1 protein-coding gene is annotated in these 24,691 nt (G+C 70.8%); it reads left to right on the top strand.

Going from position 1 to position 24,691, the window contains the following annotated elements; translation table 11 throughout:
• The first annotated feature begins 198 nt into the window (after positions 1-198).
• On the top strand, positions 199-24,684 hold the full coding sequence (locus AC1RIF_RS26780) for a non-ribosomal peptide synthase/polyketide synthase (RefSeq protein ID WP_492604419.1): 24,486 nt from the start codon (positions 199-201) through the stop codon (positions 24,682-24,684).
• Positions 24,685-24,691: the final 7 nt, after the last annotated feature.

A 24,691-nucleotide genomic window follows, 5' to 3' on the forward strand; every position in this document is an offset into this window, starting at 1 on the left:
GCGCCGGCCGATCGTCCACCTGCGTGCGAGGCGGGTCCGCCACCTCGCCTGACCTGCCGATCTGGACCGCACCACGAGGCGGGCGGATACTGCACATAGGCGCTGCCCGTTGTCGGACGGCTTCCGCCCGAGGGAGTGTTTGTTCGACGACGGTGGCGCGAGCCGCCGCGGCGAACCAACCTCTCTTGGGGGCGATACGTGGATTCTGCTGAACCTCATCCCGAACCCCGCACTGAGTCGAGCGCTACCTCGCGATCGGTCCCGGCGCGGACCCCCGACCGGTTCCCCGACCGGTTTCCACTGTCGGAGGCGCAGCGTGCTCTGTGGTTCGCGCAGCAGCTCGCGCCCGACGTCCCGCTCTTCATCGCGCAGTACGTGGAGATCGACGGCCCCCTCGACATCGACGTGCTGCGTGCAGCGAACGTTCGAGCAGCCCGTGAGTTCCAGTCGCCCTTCCTGCGCGTCGTCACCGTCGACGGCGAGCCCATGCAGTACGTCGACCCGGAGCGGGACACATCGATCGCGTTGCTGGACCTGCGCGCCGAGGCCGATCCGGTGGCGTCCGCGCACGCGTGGATGCAGCGCGAGGCGGCGACACCGCTCGACCTGTCCGTCGACCGCCTCGTCCAGACCGTGATCCTGCAGGTCGGAGATCGACATTTCCTGTGGTACAGCAGAAGTCATCACATCGCGCTCGACGGGTACGGTGCCGCGACCATGCTCTACCGCATCGCCCATCTCTACACAGCCGCGGTGGAGGGGTACGAGCCGGATCCGCCTGCTGCAGCAGATCTGCTTACCCTCCACGAGATCGACGAGCGCTACCGGGCGTCGGACCGTCACGACACCGACCGCGCGTACTGGGCGCATCGGCTCGACGGGGTTCGCGGCGTGGCGCTCGTCGATGCGAGCGCGCCCGCGGTGGCCGAAAGTCGGCTCGCGACTGCGGTGTTGTCCGATGCGACGATGCGGCGAATCGAACGATCGGCGGAGGTGCAGGGGACCGATGCCTCGGCTGCGGCTCGGATCATCGCCGCCTTCGCGTGGTTCCTGAGCCGGGCGACCGGCCACCGCGACGTGGTCGTCGACATCCCGGTCTCGGCCCGCACCACCGCCGTGCTGCGGCGGTCCGGCGGGATGACCGTCAACCTGGTGCCGCTTCGGGTCGAGATCCGCGACGACGACACGATCGGTGACCTCGTCGATCGAGTGCAGCTCGAAATGGTTGCGGCACTGCGGCATCAACGTTGCAGCCGCGCCGATATCCAGCGTGACCGCGGTGGCGACGTTCCGGCGCCGATCGTGAACGTGATGTTCTTCCACCCCGAGATCGTGATGGGTCCGCTCTCGACCGAGTTCCACATCATCACCTCCGGACCGGTGGACGACCTGCTGGTCAATGTCTATCAATCCGGAACTCCGGTGCGGACTTTCGTCGACTTCCGGGTGAACCCGCGCCGGTACTCGGAGGAGGCCGAGACATCCTTCCATCGACGTTTCCTGGAGTTCCTCGAACAGTTCGTCGTCGCCGATCCGCAGTCGCCGCTCGCGGACATGCACGTGGCCGCGCCGCCGTCTCCCGTGGCGGACGCATCCGCCGTAGCGGCCTCGGCGCCGCCACCGGGCGCGGAACCCGAGCCGCCCCTCGAGGGCTTCGAGGCCATCGAGCAGGTGATCGCGGAGGTGTTCACCGATGTCCTGGCGACGACCCGGCCGGTTCTTCCCGACGACAGCTTCTTCGATCTGGGGGGCGACTCGCTGGTGGCCACGAAGGTGGTGGCCCGGCTGAACGCGGCCCTGCGCGTGACGCTGACCGTGCGGGACCTGTTCGAGATGCCCACCGCGCGCCGCCTTGCGTGGCGCGTCGGCACGATGGTCCGTCCGGACGGCACGCCGGCCGGTCCGGCGCCGCCACCCGCCCGCGGTGACCGACCGGATCGTCTGCCACTCTCGCCGGCGCAGCAGCGGATGTGGTTCGTCAACCAGCTCGACACCGATTCGCCGGTCTACAACATCGCGTTCGCGGTGACGTTGACCGGACAGCTCGACACACCGGCCCTGTGTACCGCGATCGCCGACGTCGTCGAGCGTCACGAGGCGCTGCGCACGGTGTACCCGGCGGACCTCGGCGGGCCCCACCAGATGATCGTGCCCGCCGAGTCCGCCGTGCCGGACGTGACGCCGATCGTGGCGGGACGCGATGAGGTGTGGGATGCGATCCGGGCGGATGCACTCGTGGGATTCGATGTGCGCGAACAGCTTCCGCTGCGTGTCCGCCTGTTTCGGATCGGTCCGGACGAGCACGTACTGGCCGTGGTCGTGCACCACATCGCGGCGGACGGGCAGTCGGTGCTGCCGTTGGCCCGTGACGTGATGGTCGCGTACGGCGCGCGGCGAGCAGGGGGTCCGCCGGTCTGGACTCCACTGCCGGTCCAGTACGCCGACTACGCGCTGTGGCAACGCGAGATGCTCGGCGACGATCGCGATCGCGACTCGCTCGCCGCCCGACAGCTGCGGTTCTGGACGACCCGGTTGGCGGACCTGCCCCCCGCGATCGCACTGCCGCACGATCGTCCGCGCCCGTCGGCGGTGACGACACGCGGGGGGACGATCACGTTCGAGATCGCCCCGGACACGCACCGACGGTTGCTCGAACTGGGCCGCGAGCGCGACTGCACGCTGTTCATGGTGCTCCACGGCGCGTTCGCGGTGCTGCTGTCGCGCCTGGGGGCCGGTCGTGACGTCGCGATCGGCACCCCGGTGGCCGGCCGGGCGGCCGCCGAGCTCGAAGACCTCGTGGGTATGTTCGTCAACACTCTCGTGCTGCGCACCGACATCGATCCCGCGTCCACGTTCGTCGAGGTGCTGTCGGGTATCCGTGACACCGATCTGGGTGCGCTCGCCAACGTGGAGCTTCCGTTCGAGCGGCTCGTCGAGGAACTCGCAACCGACCGATCGCCGGCGCACGCGCCGCTCGTCCAGGTGATGCTCGAACTGCAGACCTCCGAGATCACCTCGGTGGCGCTGCCGGGTGTCGTCGCCGAGGTGCGGGAGATCGACACCGGGGTCGCGAAGTTCGAACTGCAGCTGAGCGTGCGAGAACACGTCGACGAGGGCGGTCGACCTCACGGACTCTCGGCGGCATTGCATTTCGCGTGCGATCTGTTCGATCACGCGACGATCGCGGGCTTCGCCGAGCGCCTGAAGCGCGTCCTCGCAACGATCGCCGCGGACGGGGACGTCGTCGTCGGTGACCTCGAGACGGCCGACGAGACCGAACGCGCTATGTCCGCGCTGCAGCCGGACGTGGTCGGCGTGGCCGCGACGCTGCCGGACCTGCTGGCTCGGGCGGTCGCGGCGGATCCGGCCGCGGTCGCCGTCGTCGCGGGTCCGACCCGGCTGGCGTATCGGGCGCTGTCCGAGCGCGCGAACCGGCTGTCCCGCTGGCTGATCGGGCGCGGCGTCGGGCCTGAGTCCAGGGTGGCCGTCGCGATGGCGCGGTCGGTGGACCTACCCGTCGTCCTCGCCGCGGTCGTCGGTGCGGGAGCGGCCTACGTGCCGGTGGACGTCGACTACCCAGACGAGCGGATCGCGTTCCTGCTCGCCGACGCGCGCCCGGCCTGCGTGCTCGTCGATTCCGTGGGTGCCCGCCGGTTGTCGTCGGTGCCGGCCGGCGTCCCGCTCGTGGATCTCGATGCCGCGCCGGTGCGGTCCGGGGTCGCCGAGATGTCGGCGGACCCGGTCACCGACGCCGCCCGCACGTCGCCGCTGCGACCCGACGCGACCGCGTACGTGATCTACACGTCCGGCTCGACCGGCCGGCCCAAGGGCGTCGCGGTCCCGCATCGCGCCGTGGTCACGCTGTTCGAGCGCACAAAGCCGCTCTTCGGGTTCGACGCGACCGACGTGTGGACGATGTTCCACTCGTACGCATTCGATTTCGCGGTGTGGGAGATGTGGGGCGCCTTGCTGCACGGCTCGACCGTTGTGGTGGTCGACCGTGACACGGCCCGGTCTCCCCGGGACTTCCTCGCGCTGTTGCGGGACGAGGGTGTGACGATCCTGAGCCAGACCCCGGGCGCGTTCGGTCAGCTGATCGACGCGGACCGGGCGTCGAGCGACGGGGAGCGGGCACTGCGGCTGCGGCACGTGATCTTCGGTGGTGAGGTGCTGGATCCGGGGCAGCTGTCGGCCTGGTTCGAGCGCCGCGGCGATGCACCAGCGCGGCTGTCGAACATGTACGGGATCACCGAGACGTGTGTGCACGTCACCCACAGCCCGGTGACCGCAGACCCGACCACGCACGGGATCCCGGGTGGGATCGGATACCCGCTGCCCGGGATGGTGGTTCGGGTGCTCGACGGGCGGCTGCACGCCGTACCGCCCGGGGTGGTCGGCGAACTGTACGTGGCCGGCGCCCAATTGGCGCGCGGCTACCTCGACCGGCCCGGGTTGACCGCGGGCCGCTTCGTGCCGGATCCGTTCGGCACCGGCACCCGGATGTATCGGACGGGAGATCTGGGCACCTGGACGGCCGACGGCACGCTTCGCTTCGCGGGACGCGCCGACTCCCAGGTGCAGGTACGTGGGTACCGCGTGGAACTGGGTGAGGTGGAATCGGTCCTGGCCGCGGATCCGGGGGTCGGCTCCGCCGTCGCGATCGCGGGCGAGGGTCCGGCCGGTGTCCGGATCCTCGGGTACGTGGTGCCGTCGGAGGGAGTGCCGATCGATCCGGACTCGGTGAGAGAGACTGCAGCGCGGTCGCTTCCGGGATACATGGTGCCGTCGGTGGTCACGGTCCTGGATCGGCTGCCGATGACGGCGCACGGCAAGCTCGACCGAGCCGCGTTGCCCGTTCCCGAGGATGCCGAGCGAGCGCTCGTGGCCCCCCGCGATCCCGTGGAGGAGGCCGTCGCGTCGGCGGTCGGCGCCCTCCTGGGACTCGAGCGGGTCGGCGTCGACGACGACTTCTTCGCGCTCGGCGGCAACTCGCTGGTGGCCGCGCAGTTGGCGGCCCGCGTCGGCGACGCGACGGGCGCCGACCTCGGCATCCGGGACGTGTTCGACGCACCCACCGTCGCGGGGCTGGCACGCCGGGTCCGCGGGACGGACACGGTGGGTCCGCGGGCACGCCCACCGCTCGTCACGCGACCTCGGCCGGCGCGGATTCCGCTCTCGCCCGCCCAACAGCGGATCTGGTTCATCAACCAGTTCGACACGGACTCGGCGGCGTACAACATCTCGCTCTCGCTGCGACTGTCCGGGGTGCTGGACCGGGACGCGCTCGTCGGGGCGCTCGGTGACGTGGTTGCGCGGCACGAGTCGCTGCGCACGATCTACCCGCTCGACGACGCCGGCCCCCGCCAGGTGGTGCTGTCCGTCGACCGGTCGGACCTCCTGGTCGCCGACGAGGACGTCGCCGACGAGGACGACCTCCGGCGCCGGATGCGGGCAGTGATGTCGAGGGGGTTCGACGTCACGGTGCGGGTGCCGCTGCGCGCCGGTCTGTTCCGGATCGATGACACCGAGCATGTGCTCACCGTGGTCCTGCATCACATCCTGGCCGACGGGTTCTCGCTCGGGGTGCTCGCGCGCGATCTCGTGACGGCCTACGCGGCCCGGGTCGTCTCGGGCGCACCGGCGTGGCCGCCCCTCGACGTGCAGTACGCGGACTACGCTCTGTGGCAGTCGGATTGGCTGGGCGACGTCGACGACTCGGAGTCGCCGCTCGCCCGCCAACTGGACTACTGGACCACGACGTTGGCGGGTCTGCCCGCCGTGCTGGACCTACCGTGCGACCGACCCCGACCCGACGTGCGATCCCAGCAGGGCGACCGCATCGAGCTCGAGCTCCCGGCCGATCTGCACGCGCGCATCGTCGAACTTGCGCGCGAGCACGATTCGAGTGTGTTCATGGTGATGCACGCGGCGCTGGCGGCATTGCTGGCACGGCTCGGTGGGACCGACGACGTCGCCGTCGGCACGCCCATCGCGGGCCGGGGCTCGGCGGCACTGGACGACATGGTCGGCATGTTCGTCAACACCCTGGTCCTGCGCTGCGAGGTCGGCGGGAACCTGTCGTTCGCGGACCTGATGCACCGGGTCCGGGAGGCCGACCTGGGTGCGTTCATGCACGCCGACACCCCCTTCGAGCGGGTGGTCGAGGCGGTGGACCCACCCCGGTCCACCGCGCATTCCCCGCTGTTCCAGGTGCTGCTCGAGTTCCGGACGATCGCGCGCCCGGACGTCGAACTGCCCGGGGTCCGGGTCCGTGCGCTCGACCACGGCGACGAGGTCGCCAATTTCGATCTCCAGGTGAGCGTGGCGGAGGAGTTCGACGCCGACGGCGAAGCCGCGGGCATGTCGGCCGGGATCGTGTTCGCGGCCGATGTGTTCGACGCCGGGACGATCCGGGGGTTCGCCGACCGGTTGGTGCGGATCCTGCGGGCCGCGGCGACCTCCGCCGAGACGATTGTCGGGGACATCGACCTGCTGGATCCGGCCGAACATGCGGCACTGGTTCCGGTGCGGGGGGATCCGGGCATCGCGCCGCGGACGCTCGCGGATCTGCTTTCGGTGGCCGCGGCATCGGATCCGAGGCGGCCCGCGCTCCGGTTCGAGGGTGCCGACATCACCTACGGCGAACTCGATCGGGAATCCGACGAGCTGGCCCGTGCGTTGATCGACGAGGGGATCGGCCCTGGGTCGGTGGTGGCGTTGGGGATGCCCCGATGCCCCGCCTACCTCACCGGGGTGTGGGCGGTCGCGAAGTCCGGCGCCGCATTCCTCCCGGTGGACCCGGCGCATCCACCGGACCGGATCGAGTTGATGCTGCGGGACTCCGGCTCGGTACTCGGGCTCACCACCGGGGCACTGCGCGACTCGTTCGCCCGCACCATCCCCTGGTGGGTGATCGACGAGAGTCGTTCCATCGCGGCCTCTCCTCCGCGACCGATACGCGACGCCGACCGTGTCGCACCGCTCGACCCGGATGACGTCGCCTACCTCATCTACACGTCGGGGTCCACCGGTATCCCCAAGGGCGTCTCCGTCACCCACCGGGGACTCGCGGATTTCGCCGCAGACCTGCACGAGCGGTGTAGGACCACGCCCGAGTCCCGGATCCTCCAGCTCACCTCGCCCAGCTTCGACGTGTCGGTCCTCGAACTTCTACTCGCGGTCGGCGTCCGCGCGACGATGGTGATCGCCCCACCCACCGTGTACGGCGGCGAGGAGTTGCGTCACCTGCTGGCGTCCGAGCAGGTGACGCATTGCATCATGACTCCGACCGCGTTGGCGATGACGCCGACGGTGTCGGACGGCGACGAGTCGCTCGGTCTCGACCACCTGACGTGCGTGCTCGCAGCCGGCGAGCCGTTGCCGCCCGACGTCGTCGCCCGCTGGGCGCCCGGCCGGGAGATGTTCAATGCCTACGGGCCCACCGAGACCACCGTCATCGGGACGACCAGTGCCGCGCTCGTGCCGGGGGCCGCGGTGACGATCGGCGGCCCGATCCGGGGCTTCCACGCGCTGGTGCTCGACGACCGGCTTCGGCCCGTTCCGGTCGGCACACCCGGCGAGTTGTATCTCGCCGGGCCCGGGCTGGCCCGTGGCTACCATCGCCGACCGTCGCTGACTGCCGCCCGGTTCGTGGCCGATCCGAGCGGGACCCCCGGCGAGCGCATGTACCGCACCGGGGACCGGGTGCGGTGGACCGATATCGGCACGCTCGAGTACTTCGGACGTGGAGACCGGCAGGTCAAGCTCCACGGCTACCGGATCGAACTCGGTGAGATCGAGGCCGTGCTGACACAACACCCGGACGTCGGACACGCCGTCGCCGACGTCCGCCGGGTGGGTCGGCTCGGCGATCGGTTGGTCGCGTACGTAGTCCCGGCCGCGGGCGCCGACGTCGACACCGCGGGCCTGCACGAGGCCGCGGCCGCCCGGTTGCCGTCGTACATGGTGCCGCGCCACATCACGGTGCTGCCGCGGATTCCGATGACCGTGCACGGCAAGCTCGATCGTGCGGCGCTGCCGGAACCGGAGGTCGGTGCCGAGGTACCGACCACTCGGCTACCGGGCACGGCGGCCGAGCGGACGCTCGCGGGCGTGTTCGCGGATGTGCTGGGGCTGGAGACGGTCGGTGTCGAGGACTCGTTCTTCGATCTCGGTGGCGACAGCATCATGTCGATCCAACTGGTGGCGCGGGCGAAGGCGGCTGGGCTGTCCGTCACGCCCCGTGACGTGTTCGACCGGCGTACCGTCGCGGCGCTGGCGGCGGTTGCGCCCTCGAACGAGGAAGCGGCCGAGATTCTTCCGGAGATCGACGGCGGCGGGGTGGGGGACGTACCGCTGACGCCGATCCTCGCGTGGCTGGTGCGGCGTGCGGGCCGCCGGATCGACCGCTTCGCGCAATCGGTGCTGCTGAACCTCCCGACGGGAGTCCGGGAGCCGGACCTCGTGACCGCAGTGCAGGCGGTCCTGGACCGCCACGACATGCTGCGCGCTCGGCTCGGACACGGTGAGTCCGGTTGGCGGACGGATGTTCTCCCCGCCGGTGCCGTCGATGCCGGTGACCTCCTCACCCGGTGCACGGTGCGGGCCTTCGACGACGGGTTCGAACGTCGCGCGGCCGCGGAACTGGCGACGGCGGCCGACCGATTGGACCCCGCGGCGGGCCGGATGGTTCGGCTGGTGTGGTTCGACGGGCCGGGTGGAACCGGGCGTCTGCTCGTCGTGGTCCACCACACCGTGGTCGACGGGGTGTCGTGGCGGGTGATCGTGCCCGACCTCGCCGCAGCGTGGGCTCGGGCCGCCGAGGGGCGGAGTCCCGACCTGGATCCGGTCGGCACGTCGATGCGCCGGTGGGCCTACGCGCTCCGTGACGTCGCGCCGGGCCGGACCGGTGAACTGCCGCTGTGGGAGAGTGTCGTCGCCGGAACGGATCCGCCGATCGGCCGTCGTGCGCTCGACCCGGACCGGGACGTGCACGCGACGACCGAGACGACGAGCGTCGACGCCCCGGCCTCCGATACCACGGCGCTGCTCACGACCCTTCCCGCCGCGATCCGCGGCTCTGCCCAGGACGTCCTGCTCGCCGCGCTCGCCATGGCGGTCGCACGGTGGGATGCCGTTCGCAGCCGCGACGACGGCGCCGTGTTGCTCGGAATCGAAGGACACGGGCGCGAGGAGGCTGCCGTTCCCGGAGCCGATCTGAGCCGGACGGTGGGCTGGTTCACCACCATCCGTCCGGTGCGCCCGGATCTCTCGCGGATCGACCTCGACGATGCCTTCCGCGGCGGACCCGCCGCGGGGGCCGCGGTCAAGCTCGTCAAGGAACACCTGCGGGCGGCACCCGACCACGGCATCGGATACGGGTTGCTCACCGAACTCGACGGCGACGAGGGACGCCGGCTGCGGACGCCGCCACAGGTGATGCTGAACTACCTGGGCCGGCTGACCGTCACGGACGGCGCCGCTCCCGATCCCGGACCGTGGATGCCGGTGGCGGCCGGCGGCCTCGGTCTCACACAGGATCCCGACATGCCGGTGTCCGCGGCCCTCGACATCGCCGCGGGTGTGCGCGGTGGACCCGGTGGCGGGGCGCTGCAGGCGTCGTGGACGTATCCGACGGGGGTGCTCGACCGGGCCGACGTCCACCGGCTCGCGGATCTGTGGCTGGAGGCGTTGCACGGACTCGCCGCGTACGCCCGCACGCCCGGCGCCGGTGGACTGACGCCGTCGGACCTGGATCTCGTCCAGCTCGACCAGCGCGGGATCGACGCGCTGGCGGCGTCGCGGCGCCGCGTGATCGACGTGTGGCCGGTGACCCCGCTACAGGCGGGCCTGCTGTTCCACGCGCACCTGGCGGCGGGCGCGCCCGACGCGTACCTGATCCAACTCGTCATCGAGTTGCGGGGTGAACCGGCGCGAGACCGCCTGCGGGGCGCGGCCCGGACCCTGCTCGACCGGCATCCCAACCTGCGCGCCTGCTTCGTCGACGACATCGACGGCGAGACGTTCCAGGTGATCGAATCCGACGTCGCGGTGCCCTGGCACGAGGTCGATCTGTCGGGCGACGGACCGGACGACATCGAGCGCCGGTGGCGGGCGCTGCTGGCCGAGGACCGGGCCACACCGTTCGAGATGGACCGGGCGCCGCTGCTGCGATTCACGCTGGTACGCGTCGGACGCGGTTCGTATCGGCTGCTGCTGACGCATCACCACATCCTGCTCGACGGCTGGTCGACACCGCTTCTGCTGCAACGACTCCTGATGCAGTACGCCGCCGAGGGCGATGCGACCCCACTGCCTCCGGCCGGCGACTACCGGGACTACCTCGCATGGCTGGCGGCGCGCGACCGCGAGGCGTCGGTCGCGGAATGGTGCCGCGCCCTCGCCGGAGCAGAAGACCCGACGCTGCTCGCCGCGCCGGACGCGGTGGATCGCGCGGGCGAGTCACACGAGGTGGAAGTCGCACTGAGCGAGCCAGACACCGCTGAGCTCACTCGGGTCGCGCGCGACCACGCCGTCACACCCAACACCGTCTTCCAGGTCGCGTGGGCACTGGTGCTCGGAGTCCTCACCGGGCGAACGGACGTCGTCTTCGGTGCGACGGTGTCGGGCCGGCACGCGGACGTTCCCGGAATCGAGTCGATGATCGGCCTGTTCATCAATACCGTTCCGGTCCGGGTGCGGTTCGATCCACGTGAAACCGTGGGGGAGTTGCTTCGTCGTGTGCAGCGTGAGCAGGCGGCGCTGATGGAGCATCACGACGCCGGTCTCGCAGATGTGCAGCAGGCGGCGGGGGCCGGGGCCGTGTTCGACACCCTCACCGTGTTCGAGTCCTATCCGGTGGACCGCTCCGCGCTCGAACGCGGCGCCGACATCGCGGGCTTGAATGTGGTCGCGGTCCGCGGAATCGACGCCACGCACTACCCCCTGACCCTGCGGGCCGCGCTCACCGACCGGCTGCATGTGACACTGAAGTACCGGTCCGGCGCGTTCGAGCGGTCGGAGGCCGAGTTCCTGCGCCGGCGCGTGCAATCGGCGCTCGATCAGGTGATCCACCACCACGAACGGACCATCGCCCGCGTCGATCTGCTGACGAAGGACGAGCGGGAGACGGTGGTCGTGCGGGGCGGCCCCGCGTCGCCACCGGTGCTCCTCCCGCAGATTCTCGCGGCCGGTGCCGCCGCGAACCCGGCCGGGCTCGCGGTCGGCGCCGCCGAGGCGTCCTTGACGTACCGAGAACTCGACGAACGGTCGAATCGGCTCGCGCGGTTGCTGATCGGCGCGGGGGCCGGACCCGGCACGGTCGTGGCGTGCGCACTCCCGCGTTCGGTGGCGTCGGTACAGACGGTATGGGCCATCGTGAAGTCGGGCGCGGCATTCCTTCCGGTCGACCCCGCCTATCCGCGCGAGCGCATCGACCACATGCTCGTCGACGCCGCCGCGACAGTCGGGGTGACGTCGGCGGCGGACCGCTCCCGCCTCCCGGACACGGTCCGCTGGACGGTGCTCGACGATCCAGCAACGGCCGGTGCCCCCGAATCGCCGGCTCCCGTGACCGACCGGGATCGGACCCGGCCGGTACACGTCGACGACATCGCCTACCTGATCTACACGTCCGGCTCGACCGGACGACCCAAGGGTGTCGCCGTCACCCATCGCGGCCTGGCGAGCCTGGTCGACGAAATGCGTGGCCGCTACCCGATCCCGCGGTCGGCGCGGTGCCTGCACGTCTGTTCCCCGAGTTTCGACTTCGCGGTGCTCGAACTGCTGCAGGCGGGTGCGGCCGGCGCTGCGCTCGTGGTGGCTCCGCCCGACGTGTACGGCGGTACCGCGCTGGCCGAGTTGCTCGCCGCCGAGCGGATCACGCACGTCTGCATCACACCTGCGGCCCTCGCCACGGTCGAACCCGAGCGACTCGACGAGCTGGCCGTCGTGGTGGTCGGGGGCGACACGGTCGGGCCGGAACTCGTCGCCGACTGGGCGACCGGGCGAACGATGATCGACGGTTACGGGCCGGCGGAGTCGACCATCGTCACCACGTTCAGCGCACCGTTGGTTCCCGGAGCCGACATTCCGATCGGGACGCCGGTCCGCGGAACGGGTGTCGTGGTGCTCGATGCGTACTTGCGTCCGGTCCCGACGGGCGTGCCCGGCGAGCTCTACGTCGTCGGTGCCGGTATCGGCCGCGGCTATCACCGTCGACCAGGACTGACTGCCACCCGGTTCGTGGCCGGTGCTGCCGGGGCCGTCGGTGACCGCATGTACCGGACCGGTGACATCGTGCGCCGTCGGCCCGACGGCGCCTTCGACTATCTGGGGCGCAGCGACTTCCAGGTCAAGGTACGAGGCTTCCGGATCGAGCTCGGTGAGATCGAGGCCGTCCTGGTGGCGCACCCGGCCGTCGCCCACGTGGTCACGGTGGCGCGCCGGCGCGATGCGGGCGATCCGCTGCTCGCCTCGTACGTCGTGCCCGCGACCGACGGCGGCGTCGACGTCGCGGAACTGGCGGAGTTCGCGTCCCGGCGGTTGCCGCGCCACATGCTGCCGAACACGATCGTGGTCCTGGACGAACTCCCGATCACCCCGGTCGGCAAGCTCGACCGTGACGCACTGCCCGAGCCCGATTTCGTCCGGCCGACCGCGCCCTTCCGCGCCCCCCGCACTCCGGAGGAGGAGCAGGTGGTGGCCGTGTTCGCAGACATCACCGGCGCCGAACAGGTCGGATTGGACGACAACTTCTTCGGCCTGGGCGGCAATTCGCTCGGCGCGACGCGGGTGGTTGCCCGGATCAACCGATCGCTCGGCTCCGGGCTCGACGTGCGCGATGTGTTCGAGTGCGGGACCGCGGGGCGCCTCGCCGCGCGGGCGTCGGAGCGCGCTCGGGTCGATGCCCCGACCCGGTTGCGTGCCGCGGTGCGACCGGAGCGCCCACCATTGTCGTGGGCGCAGGAACGGATGTGGTTCATCGATCAGTTCGATCCCACGTCGGCCGCCTACAACGTGCCGATGGTGCTGCAGCTGGCCGGAACGCTCGACATGCCGGCGCTGCGAGCCGCACTCACCGACGTCGTGGAACGGCAGGAGTCGTTGCGGACGGTCTTCCCGTCCTTCCCGTCGGGTCCGTCGCAGGTAACCGTCGCGGCCGCGGACGTGGTGGGCGAACTCGAGCCCGAACCGGTGCGGCCCGCGGATCTCGACGCCCGCGTTCGAGAGCTGATCGGAGAAGGATTCGATGTGGCGCAGGATATTCCGGTGCGTGCCCGCATCCTTCGCCTGGAATCGAGCGTGCATGTGCTGGTCTTCGTGCTGCACCATATCGTCGCGGACGGCTTCTCGGTCGGCCCGCTGGCCCGTGATGTCGCGGCCGCCTATGCGGCGCGGGTCGCGGGCCGCCCACCCGACTGGGATCCGCTGCCCGTCCAGTACGCGGACTACGCGCTCTGGCAGCGGCGGGTTCTCGGCGATCCCGACGACCCGTCGTCGCGGCTCGCCCGCGAGGAAGCGTACTGGCTCGACCGACTCGCCGGTGCGCCGCCGGTCACGACGCTGCCGTTGGATCGCCCGCGGGACACGCGGCGATCGACACGCGGTGGGCGCGTTGCCCTGTCGGTGGGCAAGGACGTGCATCGTGGACTGTCCGAGCTTGCCGGGCAGCATGATTCGACGATCTTCATGGTGGTGCACGCGGCGTTGGCGGTGCTGCTCGAGCGGATAGGGCAGGACCGCGACGTGGTGGTCGGCACGCCCGTGGCCGGACGTGGTGAGGCCGAACTGGACGACGTCGTCGGCATGTTCGTGAACACGCTCGCGCTCCGCACGGAGGTCGATCCGGCGGCCTCGTTCGCGACGGTCCTCGCGCAGGTGCGTGACGTCGACGTCGAAGCGTTCGGGCACGCGGACCTGCCGTTCGAGCGCCTGGTCGTGAGGTCCGGCGCCGCGCGGAACACGTCGTATGCCCCACTGTTCCAGGTGTTGCTCGAATTCCGGAACGTAGAGTCGCCCCGTGTGCAGCTGCCGGGGCTGACGGTCGAATCCATCGACATCGACACGGGCGAGGCCAAGTTCGACCTGCAGTTCGGGATCGGCGAGCGTCGCGGCGAAGGCGGTGGACCGAGTGGGCTGTCCGGCGAGATCGTCTACGCGACCGACGTGTTCGACGAGTCCACGGTGACCGGGTTGGCCGACATGCTGTCCCGGCTGCTCGCGGCGGTCGCGGCCGACCCCGCCATCCCGGTCGGGGACATCGAGTTGGCCGAGACCCGTATGCCGGTTGCGCAGCCGGTGGCGGCGGCCGGCACCCTGGCGGACCTGTTCGCTACCGCGGCGACTGCGGTACCGGATGCGGAGGCCGTCGTCGGCGGCGACGCGCGGATCACCTACCGGGATCTCGATGCGCGTTCGAATCGTCTGGCACGATGGCTGATCGAGCAGGGGCTCGGACCGGAATCGGTGATCGCGGTCGCGATGGAACGATCGGTGGACCTCGTCACCACCCTGGTGGGCATCGTGCGGGCGGGTGCGGCATACCTTCCGGTGGATCCGGGCTATCCGCCCGAACGCATCGGATTCGTGGTCCGGGATGCGCGGGCGGTGTCGGTCCTCACCGACGCCGGGTCGGTCGCAGGACTCGGGGATTCCCTTCTACCGGAAGATATTCCGATCGTCTGTCTGGATGCCGCAGGCGTCCGGCAACGGATCGACAGCCAGCCGTCGGAGCCCGTGACCGACCACGATCGCACCCGTCCGCTGCACACCGACTCGCCGGCCTACGTGATCTACACCTCCGGGTCGACCGGGCAGCCCAAGGGCGTCGTCGTCACCCACCGCAACGTCGTGACGCTGCTGTCGGGCGCTCGCGACGTCCTCGACTTCGACCGGACCGACGTGTGGACGATGTTCCATTCGTACGCATTCGACTTCGCGGTGTGGGAACTGTGGGGTGCCATCGGGTTCGGCGGCCGCGTCGTCGTCGTGGACCGTCACACCGCCCGAGCGCCGGACGATCTGCTCGAGCTGCTGGCAGCAGAGTCGGTCACGCTGCTCAGCCAGACCCCGTCGGCCTTCCATCAACTGGCCCGCGCCGAAGCGGAGGTAGGCCGGGATCTCGCCCTGCGTCGGGTGGTGTTCGGAGGTGAGGCACTCGACGCGGCACGGCTGGCCGGCTGGGTGGAGCGCCACGGCGTCGACCGTCCCGAACTGGTCAACATGTTCGGGATCACCGAGACGTGCGTGCATGTCACGTGGCACCGCGTCGGCGCAGCCGAGGTCGCGGCAGCCCGGGCCGTGGGCTCGGTGATCGGTGTCGGACTACCCGGGATCGGTGTGCGAGTTCTCGACGACCGGTTGCATCCGGTGCCCGTCGGCGTCGTGGGCGAACTGTACGTCGCGGGCCCGCAGGTGGCGCGGGGCTACCGGCACCGGCCGGACCTCACCGCGTCGCGGTTCGTCGCGGACCCGTTCGCTCGGTCCCGGCGGATGTACCGCTCGGGCGACCGGGTCCGGTGGACCGCGGCCGGCGACCTCGAGTACCTGGGGCGCGCGGACTTCCAGGTGCAGGTGCGGGGCTTCCGGGTGGAGCCTGGCGAGGTGGAGTCCGTGCTGGTCTCGGTGCCGGGTGTCGCGTCGGCGGTTGTCCTGGCCCGCGACGAGTCCGCGGGCGCGTCCCGGCTGCTCGGATACGTGGTGCCGGAGTCGGGGGCGTCGGTCACGGCCGAGACGGTGACCGAGGCCGTCGCGCAGCGGCTGCCGTCGTACATGGTGCCGTCCGCGGTGACGGTGCTCGACGAGTTCCCGCTGACCCCGAACGGCAAGATCGACCGCGCGGCGCTGCCGGACCCGCGACCGGTCGGCAGCGAGGGCCGTCCGCCCGCGACCGACGTCGAGCGCATCCTCACCGACCTGTTCGCGGACGTCCTGGGGGCCGAGGCGGTGGGGGTCGACGACTCGTTCTTCGGACTCGGCGGCGACTCGATCATGTCCATTCAACTGGTGTCCCGTGCGAAGACCGCCGGGGTGACGATCACCCCGCGAGACGTGTTCGAATGCCGCACCGTCGCCCGGCTCGCCGATGTGGCCGCGCAGGTCGACCGGCCCGGCGTCGAGCTGCTGCCGGAACTGCCGGGTGGCGGTGTCGGCGACGTCGTCACCACGCCCGTCGTGCACTGGCTCGCGGAGCGCTCCGGCGACTTCGGTCGGTACGCGCAGACGTTGCTGCTGGACGTGCCGGTCGACCTCGATCCCGAGACACTGGCCGTGGGGCTGGACGCGCTGCTCGACTGCCACGACATGCTGCGCGCGCAGTTGCGGCGCGACGCCCACTCGCGCACGGGCTGGCGCGTCACGGTGCGTCCTCGGGGGACGGTCGACGGCCGCTCGGTGCTCCGGGTGGTCCCCGTCCCGACAGTCCGTGGCGCCGCGTTCACCCGTGCGGCGCGGGACGCGCTGGATGCGGCCGCGGACCGGCTGGATCCCTTCTCCGGACACATGATCCAGCTCGTGCGGTTCACCGCACCCGACGGCGCCCGGCTCCTCGTCGTCGCGCACCACCTCGCGATCGACGGGGTGTCGTGGCGGATCCTGATCCCGGACCTGGCGGCCGCGTGCACCCGTGCCGACGCAGGGGAGGACCCGGCGCTCGCTCCGGTCGGCACGTCGATGCGGACATGGGCGGACGGACTCGCGGCCACCGCACGGGACCGGGGCGGCGAACTCGAGCTGTGGCGGTCGATGACCGAACCGGTGGGGCCGTCTCTCGCGGCACGGGAACTGGATCCGAGGGTCGACGTCGGCGCCACCACCGACCGGCTCGAGGTCGAGTTGTCGGCGGAGGTCACCCGCGGGCTCACGACGACCGTGCCGCGCGTCTTCCACGGCACCGTCGACGATGGTCTGCTGAGCGCGCTGGCGCTCGCGGTGGCGCAGTGGCGACGGGAACGCGGTGTCGACGTCGAAGCGGTGGCGGTCACGCTCGAGGGGCACGGGCGCGAGGGTCAGGTGCTGCCCGGCGCCGACCTGTCCCGGACCGTCGGCTGGTTCACGTCGCTGTATCCCGTGCGGTTCGACCTGTCCGGCACAGACGTCGCCGCGGCGATGGCTGGCGGGACGGCGTCCGACACGGTCGTGAAGACCGTCAAGGAGCGGATGCGCTCGATCCCCGACCACGGCATCGGATTCGGTCTGCTCCGGTACCTGAACGACGACACACGGGCCGAACTGTCCGCACGGTCGGTGCCGGAGATCAGCTTCAACTACCTCGGCCGTTTCGATTCCGGCGCGGGCGGAACGTGGCTTCCCGTCGACGACTCCGAGTTGCGTGGAGTGTCCGCACCGAACCTGTCGGCGCCCGCAATGATCGACGTCAATGCCGCTGCGGTGTCGGGGCCGGAGGGCCCGCGGATCACCGCGACGTGGGACTTCCCGCGCGGGATTCTGAGCCCCGGCGAGGTGGAGCGATTGATGCAGTGGTGGGTGCGTGCGGCCGAGGCGATCGCCCGGCGCGCGAGCACACCGGGCGCCGGTGGGTTCACACCGTCCGATCTGGATCTGGTTGCGGTGGACCAGGGGGCGATCGAGCTGCTGGAGCACCGGTACCCCGGGCTGTCCGACGTGTGGCCGCTGTCGCCGATGCAGCGCGGCATGATGTTCCACTCGGAACTGTCCGCCGCCGCCGCGGACGCCTACCTGGTGCAGTTGGTCCTCAAGCTCGACGGCGCCGTGGAGGTCCCGCGGCTGCAGCGCGCCGCGCGGGCGTTGCTCGGGCGGCACTCGAATCTGCGCACGGCCTTCGTGCGCGGTCCGGGCGGTGACGCGGTGCAGGTGGTGCAGGATTCGGTGGACGTGCCGTGGGCGGAGGTCGATCTCCGCGGACACGGGGAGCCCGATGCCACTGCACGGATGAGCGAGCTGCTCGCGATCGACCGTGCGACGCCGTTCGATCTCGCTCACGCACCACTCGTGCGAATCACGCTGGTGCACATGCCTGGCGATGCCGAGCGCATCGTGATCACCAACCATCACATCCTGTTCGACGGCTGGTCGACACCGCTGCTTCTCGAGGAGTTGTTCACGCTGTACGAGGCGGACGGTGACCCCTCCGGGCTGCCGACGACAGGTTCGTACCGGCGCTTTCTGCAGTGGCTCACGGTCCGTGACGAGGCGGATGCCTTGCGGGCGTGGACCGATGCCGTCGCGAGTGCCGCCGAGCCCACACTGCTTGCGGACCGGTCGGCCGCCACCGACCGGTACACCGAGTCCCGCGATCTGCACTACCGACTCGACGCCGCGACGACCGACCGGCTGCGCGCCCGCGCCCGGGAGCGGGGAGTCACGTCGAGCACCGTCGTGCAGACCGCGTGGGGGATCGTGCTCGGGCTGCTGACCGGCCGGGACGACGTCGTGTTCGGCGCGACCGTGTCCGGCCGGCCGCCGGATCTCGCCGACGTCGAGACCACCGTCGGCCTGTTCATCAACACTGTTCCGGTGCGGATTCGTCTGGACCCGTACGAGACTCTCGGTGAACTGCTCGCGCGGGTCCAGGCCGAGCAGTCGACGATGCTCGACCACCACCACGCCGCGCTCGACGACATCCAGCGCGCTGCCGGTCCGGGCGCGGTGTTCGACACGCTGACCGTCTTCGAGTCGTATCCGCTCCGCGGCGACGGCGGGGTGGGCACGGAGATCGATGGTCTCCGGATCGTCGGCATCGAGGCCCGCGACTCTGCGCACTACCCGCTGAGCGTCGTAGCGGCCGTGTCCGATCGGCTGAACGTGACAATGAAGTTCCGGCCCGACGTGCTCGCGGAGTCGAGGGTCGCCGCCATCGCCGAGCGTCTGCTGCGGGTCCTGCGTTCCTTCGCCGACGAACCGGATCGCCGGATCGCCACCCTCGATCTGCTCACGGATGCGGAGCGTCGCGAACTCGAACCGGCGCGTACGGGTTCCGCCTCCACGCCCCGCACCCTCGCTGCCATCCTCGACACCGCCGCGGCCCGGGACCCCGAGGCCCTCGCGCTCGTCGGCGACGGGCGCGACGTGACGTACGGCGACCTCGACCGCCGCTCGAACCGGCTCGCCCGCCACCTGGCCGATCTCGGCATCGGGCCGGAATCGGTTGTGGTGCTGGGGATTCCGAGGTCGATCGAGTCGGTGCTCGGGGTGTGGGCGGTGGCACGGTCCGGGGCGGCATTCGCGCCGGTCGACCCGGACTATCCCCCCGAGCGGGTCGCGACCATGCTCGCCGATTCCGGTGCGACGATCGGTGTCACGACTCGGGCGCACCGGGCCCGGCTGCCGGACGTCGTGCACTGGTTGGTGCTCGACGACCCGGACTTCGTGCGTGCGTGCGAGAAGGGGCTGCCCGGTCCGATCACCGACCACGACCGCACCGCGCCGCTCCGGATCGACGGCGCCGCCTACCTGATCTACACCTCCGGCTCCACGGGGCGGCCGAAGGCCGTCACCGTCACGCACCGGGGTCTCGGCAACTACGCGGACGTACAGCGGGACCGTTGCGGCGTGACCGCGGAATCACGGACACTGCACTTCTCGTCGCCCAGCTTCGACGTCTCGGTGCTCGAGTACCTGCTGTGCTTCGCGGTCGGCGCGACGATGGTGATCGTTCCCCGTACGGTATACGGCGGCTCCGAGCTGACCGCGGTGCTGCGGAAGCAACGGGTGACGCACGCCTTCATCACTCCGGCCGCGCTCGCGTCGGTGGATCCGTCCGGCCTCGACGACCTCGAGTGCGTGCTGGTCGGTGGCGAGGCCTGGTCCCCGGAACTGGTGGACGCCTGGCTGCCACAGTGCCGGATCCTGAACGCATACGGTCCCACCGAGACCACGATCGTCGTCAACCTGGAGGAGAGCGTCGCGGAGCGTGCGGCGGAACACTCCCTGGGCCCGCCCGTCCCGGGGGTGGCCGAGACGGTGCTCGATTCCCGCCTGCAACCGGTCCCCGTCGGGGTCTCGGGTGACGTCTACATCGCCGGACCCGGACTGGCCCGCGGCTACCACCGACGCCCCGGACCGACCGCGGCCCGGTTCGTGGCCGACCCGTTCGGTGCGCCGGGCGAACGGATGTACCGCACCGGCGACATCGGCGCGTGGACGGCCGACGGCAAGCTGGAGTACCGGGGGCGCAGTGACTTCCAGGTCAAGGTACGCGGCTTCCGGATCGAACTGGGCGAGATCGATGCCGTCCTGACGGGGCATCCGGACGTGCGGTTCGCGGCCACCCTCGGACGGCGCGGACCGGCCGGCGACACCATGCTGGTGAGCTACGTCGTCGCGCGTGACGACCACCGCGTGGACGTCGACGATCTGCGGGTCCGGCTGGCAGGGCGGGTACCGGATTACATGGTGCCGACGGCGTTCGTCGTGCTCGACGACATCCCGCTGACCCCGGTCGGCAAGCTCGACCGTCGTGCGCTGCCCGAACCGGAGTTCGGCTTGACCACAACGGTGTTCCGGGCTCCCACCGACCCCGTCGAGGCGGCGGTCACGGAGGTGTTCGCCCAGGTGCTCGGAGTCGATCGGATCGGTACGGGCGACAGCTTCTTCGACTTCGGGGGCAACTCGTTGTCCGCGACCCGGGCCGTGGCTCGACTCGACGAGTCTCTCGGTATCGACCTCGGCGTGCGGGCATTGTTCGAGGCGCCCACGGCGGCAGCGCTCGCCGAGCGGATCGAACACGCCGACACCGGACCCTCCGGTCGCCCGGTGCTCGAGGTGGTGCCGCGCCCGGCGGAAATCCCACTGTCGGCGGCGCAGCAGCGAATGTGGTTCATCAACCAGTTCGATCCGTCGTCGCCCGCGTACAACGTGCCACTGGCGGTGCGCCTGACCGGCGCGCTCGACGTGCCCGCGTTGCGGGCGGCGATCGGGGACGTCCTGTTGCGGCACGAGTCGTTACGCACGCGCTTCCCGATCGGCTCCGCCGGGCCGTTCCAGGACGTCCGTCCGGTCGCCGAGGTCACGATCGATCTCGACCCGGTGGCGGTAGCGGGCGACGACGAGTTGCGGGGGCGGACCCGCGCGATCGTGTCCACGGGATTCGATGTGACCGAACGGGTTCCGGTTCAAGGTGCGCTGTTCGACTTGGGGCGGAACGTGCACGTTCTGGTCCTCGTCGCGCACCACATCGTGATCGACGGCCTCTCGTTGGGTCCGTTGTCACGCGATCTGATGCGCGCCTACGTCGCACGCACCGTCGGCCGCGGTCCGGACTGGGATCCGTTGCCCGTGCAGTACGCGGACTACACGCTGTGGCAGCGGGACCTCCTCGGTGACGAGGACGACCCCGGATCCGTCCAGTCCCGGCAGCTCGGCTACTGGACCGAGACACTGTCGGGAGCGCCCGACCTGCTGGGGCTGCCGACGGACCGGCCCCGACCGATCCAGCAGTCCTTCCGCGGTGACCGTGTCGACTTCGTGCTCGAGCCCGAATTGCACCGACGGCTCCTGACCTTCGCGCGTGACCACGGCACGAGCCTGTTCATGACGATCCACGCGGCCCTCGCGGTTCTGCTCGCCCGGTTGGGTGACACCGACGATATCGTGGTGGGCACCCCCATCGCCGGGCGCGGCGAACGCGCACTGGACGACCTGGTCGGAATGTTCGTCGGAACCCTCGCACTGCGCACCAGGATCTCTGCACGGCAGTCGTTCTCGGAGCTTGTCGAGTCGGTCCGGGACGTCGATCTCGGTGCCTTCGCGCACGCCGACGTGCCGTTCGAGCGCGTCGTCGAGGAACTCGACCCGGCTCGATCCACCGCGTACTCTCCGCTGTTCCAGGTCGCACTGGAGTTCCAGAACGACGAGAGCGCCCGGCTCGAGCTGTCCGGGCTACGACTCGAGGGCTTGTCGATCGGCGCCGGGATGGTCAAGGAGGATCTCGAGTTCGTGCTCGGGGAGCGGTTCGACGACGCCGGGGCGCCCGCAGGGATCGGCGGGGGTATCGCGTTCGCGACCGATCTGTTCGACCGCGACACCGTGCGAGGCTTCGCCGAACGGTTCGTGCGGATACTCGAGACCGCGCCGGCCGAACCGGACCGACCCGTCGGTGATCTCGAGATCCTGCACCCGGACGAACTGACCGGGCTGGCGCCCGCGCGCGGCGGTCCGGACGCGCCGACGGTCCTGCTCACCGATCTGCTGGCGTCCGCGGCACGAACTCCCGGCGCCGTCGCGGTCGCGTGCGACGGTCGTGAACTGACGTACCGGGAAATCGACGAAGGGTCGAATCGCCTGGCCCGGCGCCTGATCGAGAAGGGAGCGGGGCCGGAAACGTATGTCGCGCTCGGGCTGTCGCGCTCGGTGACGTCGGTGCTCGCGGTCTGGGCCGTGGCGAGGACCGGCGCGGCCTTCGTGCCGGTCGACCCGGGCTACCCGGCGGAACGCATCGCACGGATGCTCACCGATTCCGGTGCCGGAGTCGGTGTCACGGTGCGTTCGCACCGGGAAGGACTACCGGATTCGGTGGAGTGGTTGGTGCTCGACGATCCCGAGGTCGCGGCCGTCGTCGCGGCCGGGCCGGCCACTCCGATCTCCGACGCCGACCGGATCCGCCCACTGCGTGCCGATCACCCCGCGTACCTGATCTATACCTCCGGTTCGACGGGCATGCCGAAGGGCGTGGTGCTGACGCATAGGGGGCTGGCGAACCTGGCGGCCGAGGAACGGGAGCGTCTGGGGGTGACGCCGAGGGCGCGGACCCTGCACTTCGCGTCTCCGAGTTTCGACGCCTCGGTGTTCGAGTCCGTGATGGCTCTGAGCGCGGGCGCCACCATGGTCGTGGTGCCGCCCGACGTCTACGGCGGCACCGAGTTCGCCTCGCTGCTCGAAACCGAGAGGGTGACACACGGATTCGTCACACCGACCACGCTCGCATCGGTGGACCCCGGCGGGCTCGAGAACCTGCGGACGCTCGTGGTGGCAGGGGAGCCGTGCCCACCCGAGTTGGTGACGCGTTGGGCCCCGGCACGCACGATGCTCAATGCGTACGGCCCCACCGAGACCACGATCATGGCGAACATCAGCGCACCCATGCGGCCGGGCGAGCCGGTCACGTTCGGTGGTCCGATCCGCGGTGTCACCGAACTGGTTCTCGACCCGCGGCTGCATCCCGTCCCGCGCGGGGTCGTCGGAGAGCTCTACATTGCCGGCCCCGCCCTGGCCCGCGGCTACCACCGGCGCCCCGGACTCACGGCCGGCCGGTTCGTCGCGGACCCGTTCGGTCGGGCCGGCGAGCGGATCTACCGTACCGGTGACCTGGTCCGATGGCGCGGGGACGGCACCCTCGAGTACATCGGGCGCAGCGACTTCCAGGTCAAGGTCCGCGGCTTCCGAATCGAGCCGGGCGAAGTCGACGCGGTGCTCACCGCGCGGCCGGATGTCGGATTCGCCGTCACACTCGCCCGTCCCGGCCCCGCGGGCAACAGGCTCCTGTGCTCGTACGTGCGGCCGGTCGAGAACGCCCACATCGATGCCGACGAGCTGCGCCGCGACGTGGGGCGTCACCTGCCCGCACACATGGTGCCGGCATCGGTGGCCATCCTGGACCGGATCCCGCTGACGCCCAGCGGCAAGCTGGACCGAGATGCGTTGCCGCCGCCGCGGTTCATGTCGTCGTCGGCGGTGTTCCGCGAGCCGACCGGACCGATCGAGACCGCGGTGGTGGACGTGTACGCCGACGTCCTCGGGGTCGAGCGGATCGGGTTGGACGACAGCTTCTTCGACCTCGGCGGCACCTCACTGCTCGCGACGAAGGTGGTCACCGAGCTGAGGGAGCGCCTCGGTCCCACCTCGACGCTGCAGGCTCTGTTCCTCGATCCGACACCCGCCGGCCTCGCCGGGCGGATCGCCGACACCACGACCGGCGGGGTGGACGACGCACTGAGCCCCCTGATCCCGCTGCGGGGCACCGGTTCCGGTCGTCCACTTTTCTGCGTCCATCCCGGCATCGGGTTGTCATGGGGCTACGCGGGTTTGGTGCAATACCTGCCGACGGAGCGGCCGGTCTTCGGGCTGCAGCTGCCGGTGATCACGGGCGGACCGCAGTACCGGTCGCTCGACGAGCTGGCCGCACGGTACGTCGACGAGGTGACGGCCGTCGCGCCGGACGGGCCGTACGACCTGCTCGGCTGGTCGCTGGGCGGCGTGATCGCCCATGCGATGGCCGTCGAACTGCAGCGGCGGGGGAGGTCCGTCGCGACGCTGACGGTCATGGACGCCTATCCCGACGACGGTTCGGACCCCCTGCTCGATCGGCTCGATCTGGCAGACCTGCTGCGCGGGCTCGGGTTCGAACTACCCGCGACCGAGCAGGTGATGGACTACGCCGACGCCGCGCGAATGCTCGAGTCCCACTTCGGGACCGCCGATGCGGTCACCGCCGGACACCTCGAGCGGATCAACGACGGATACGCCCACTCGCGGCTGCTGGTACATCGGTTCGTGCCCGGCATCTTCGACGGCGACCTACTGGTGTTCCCCGCCGCCCGAGGGCAGGACGGCGGTACCGAACGGTCGACGCAGGAATGGCGCCCGCTCGTCACCGGCCGCATCGAGGAACACGCGGTCGACTGCGGGCACAACGACATGATCGAACCCGACTCGCTCGCGGTCGTCGGGCCGGTGCTGGCCGAGTACCTCGAGGATCCGCGTCGGTAGGGTCGGC

The organism is Prescottella sp. GW823-FHT02E09, from assembly GCF_058797375.1.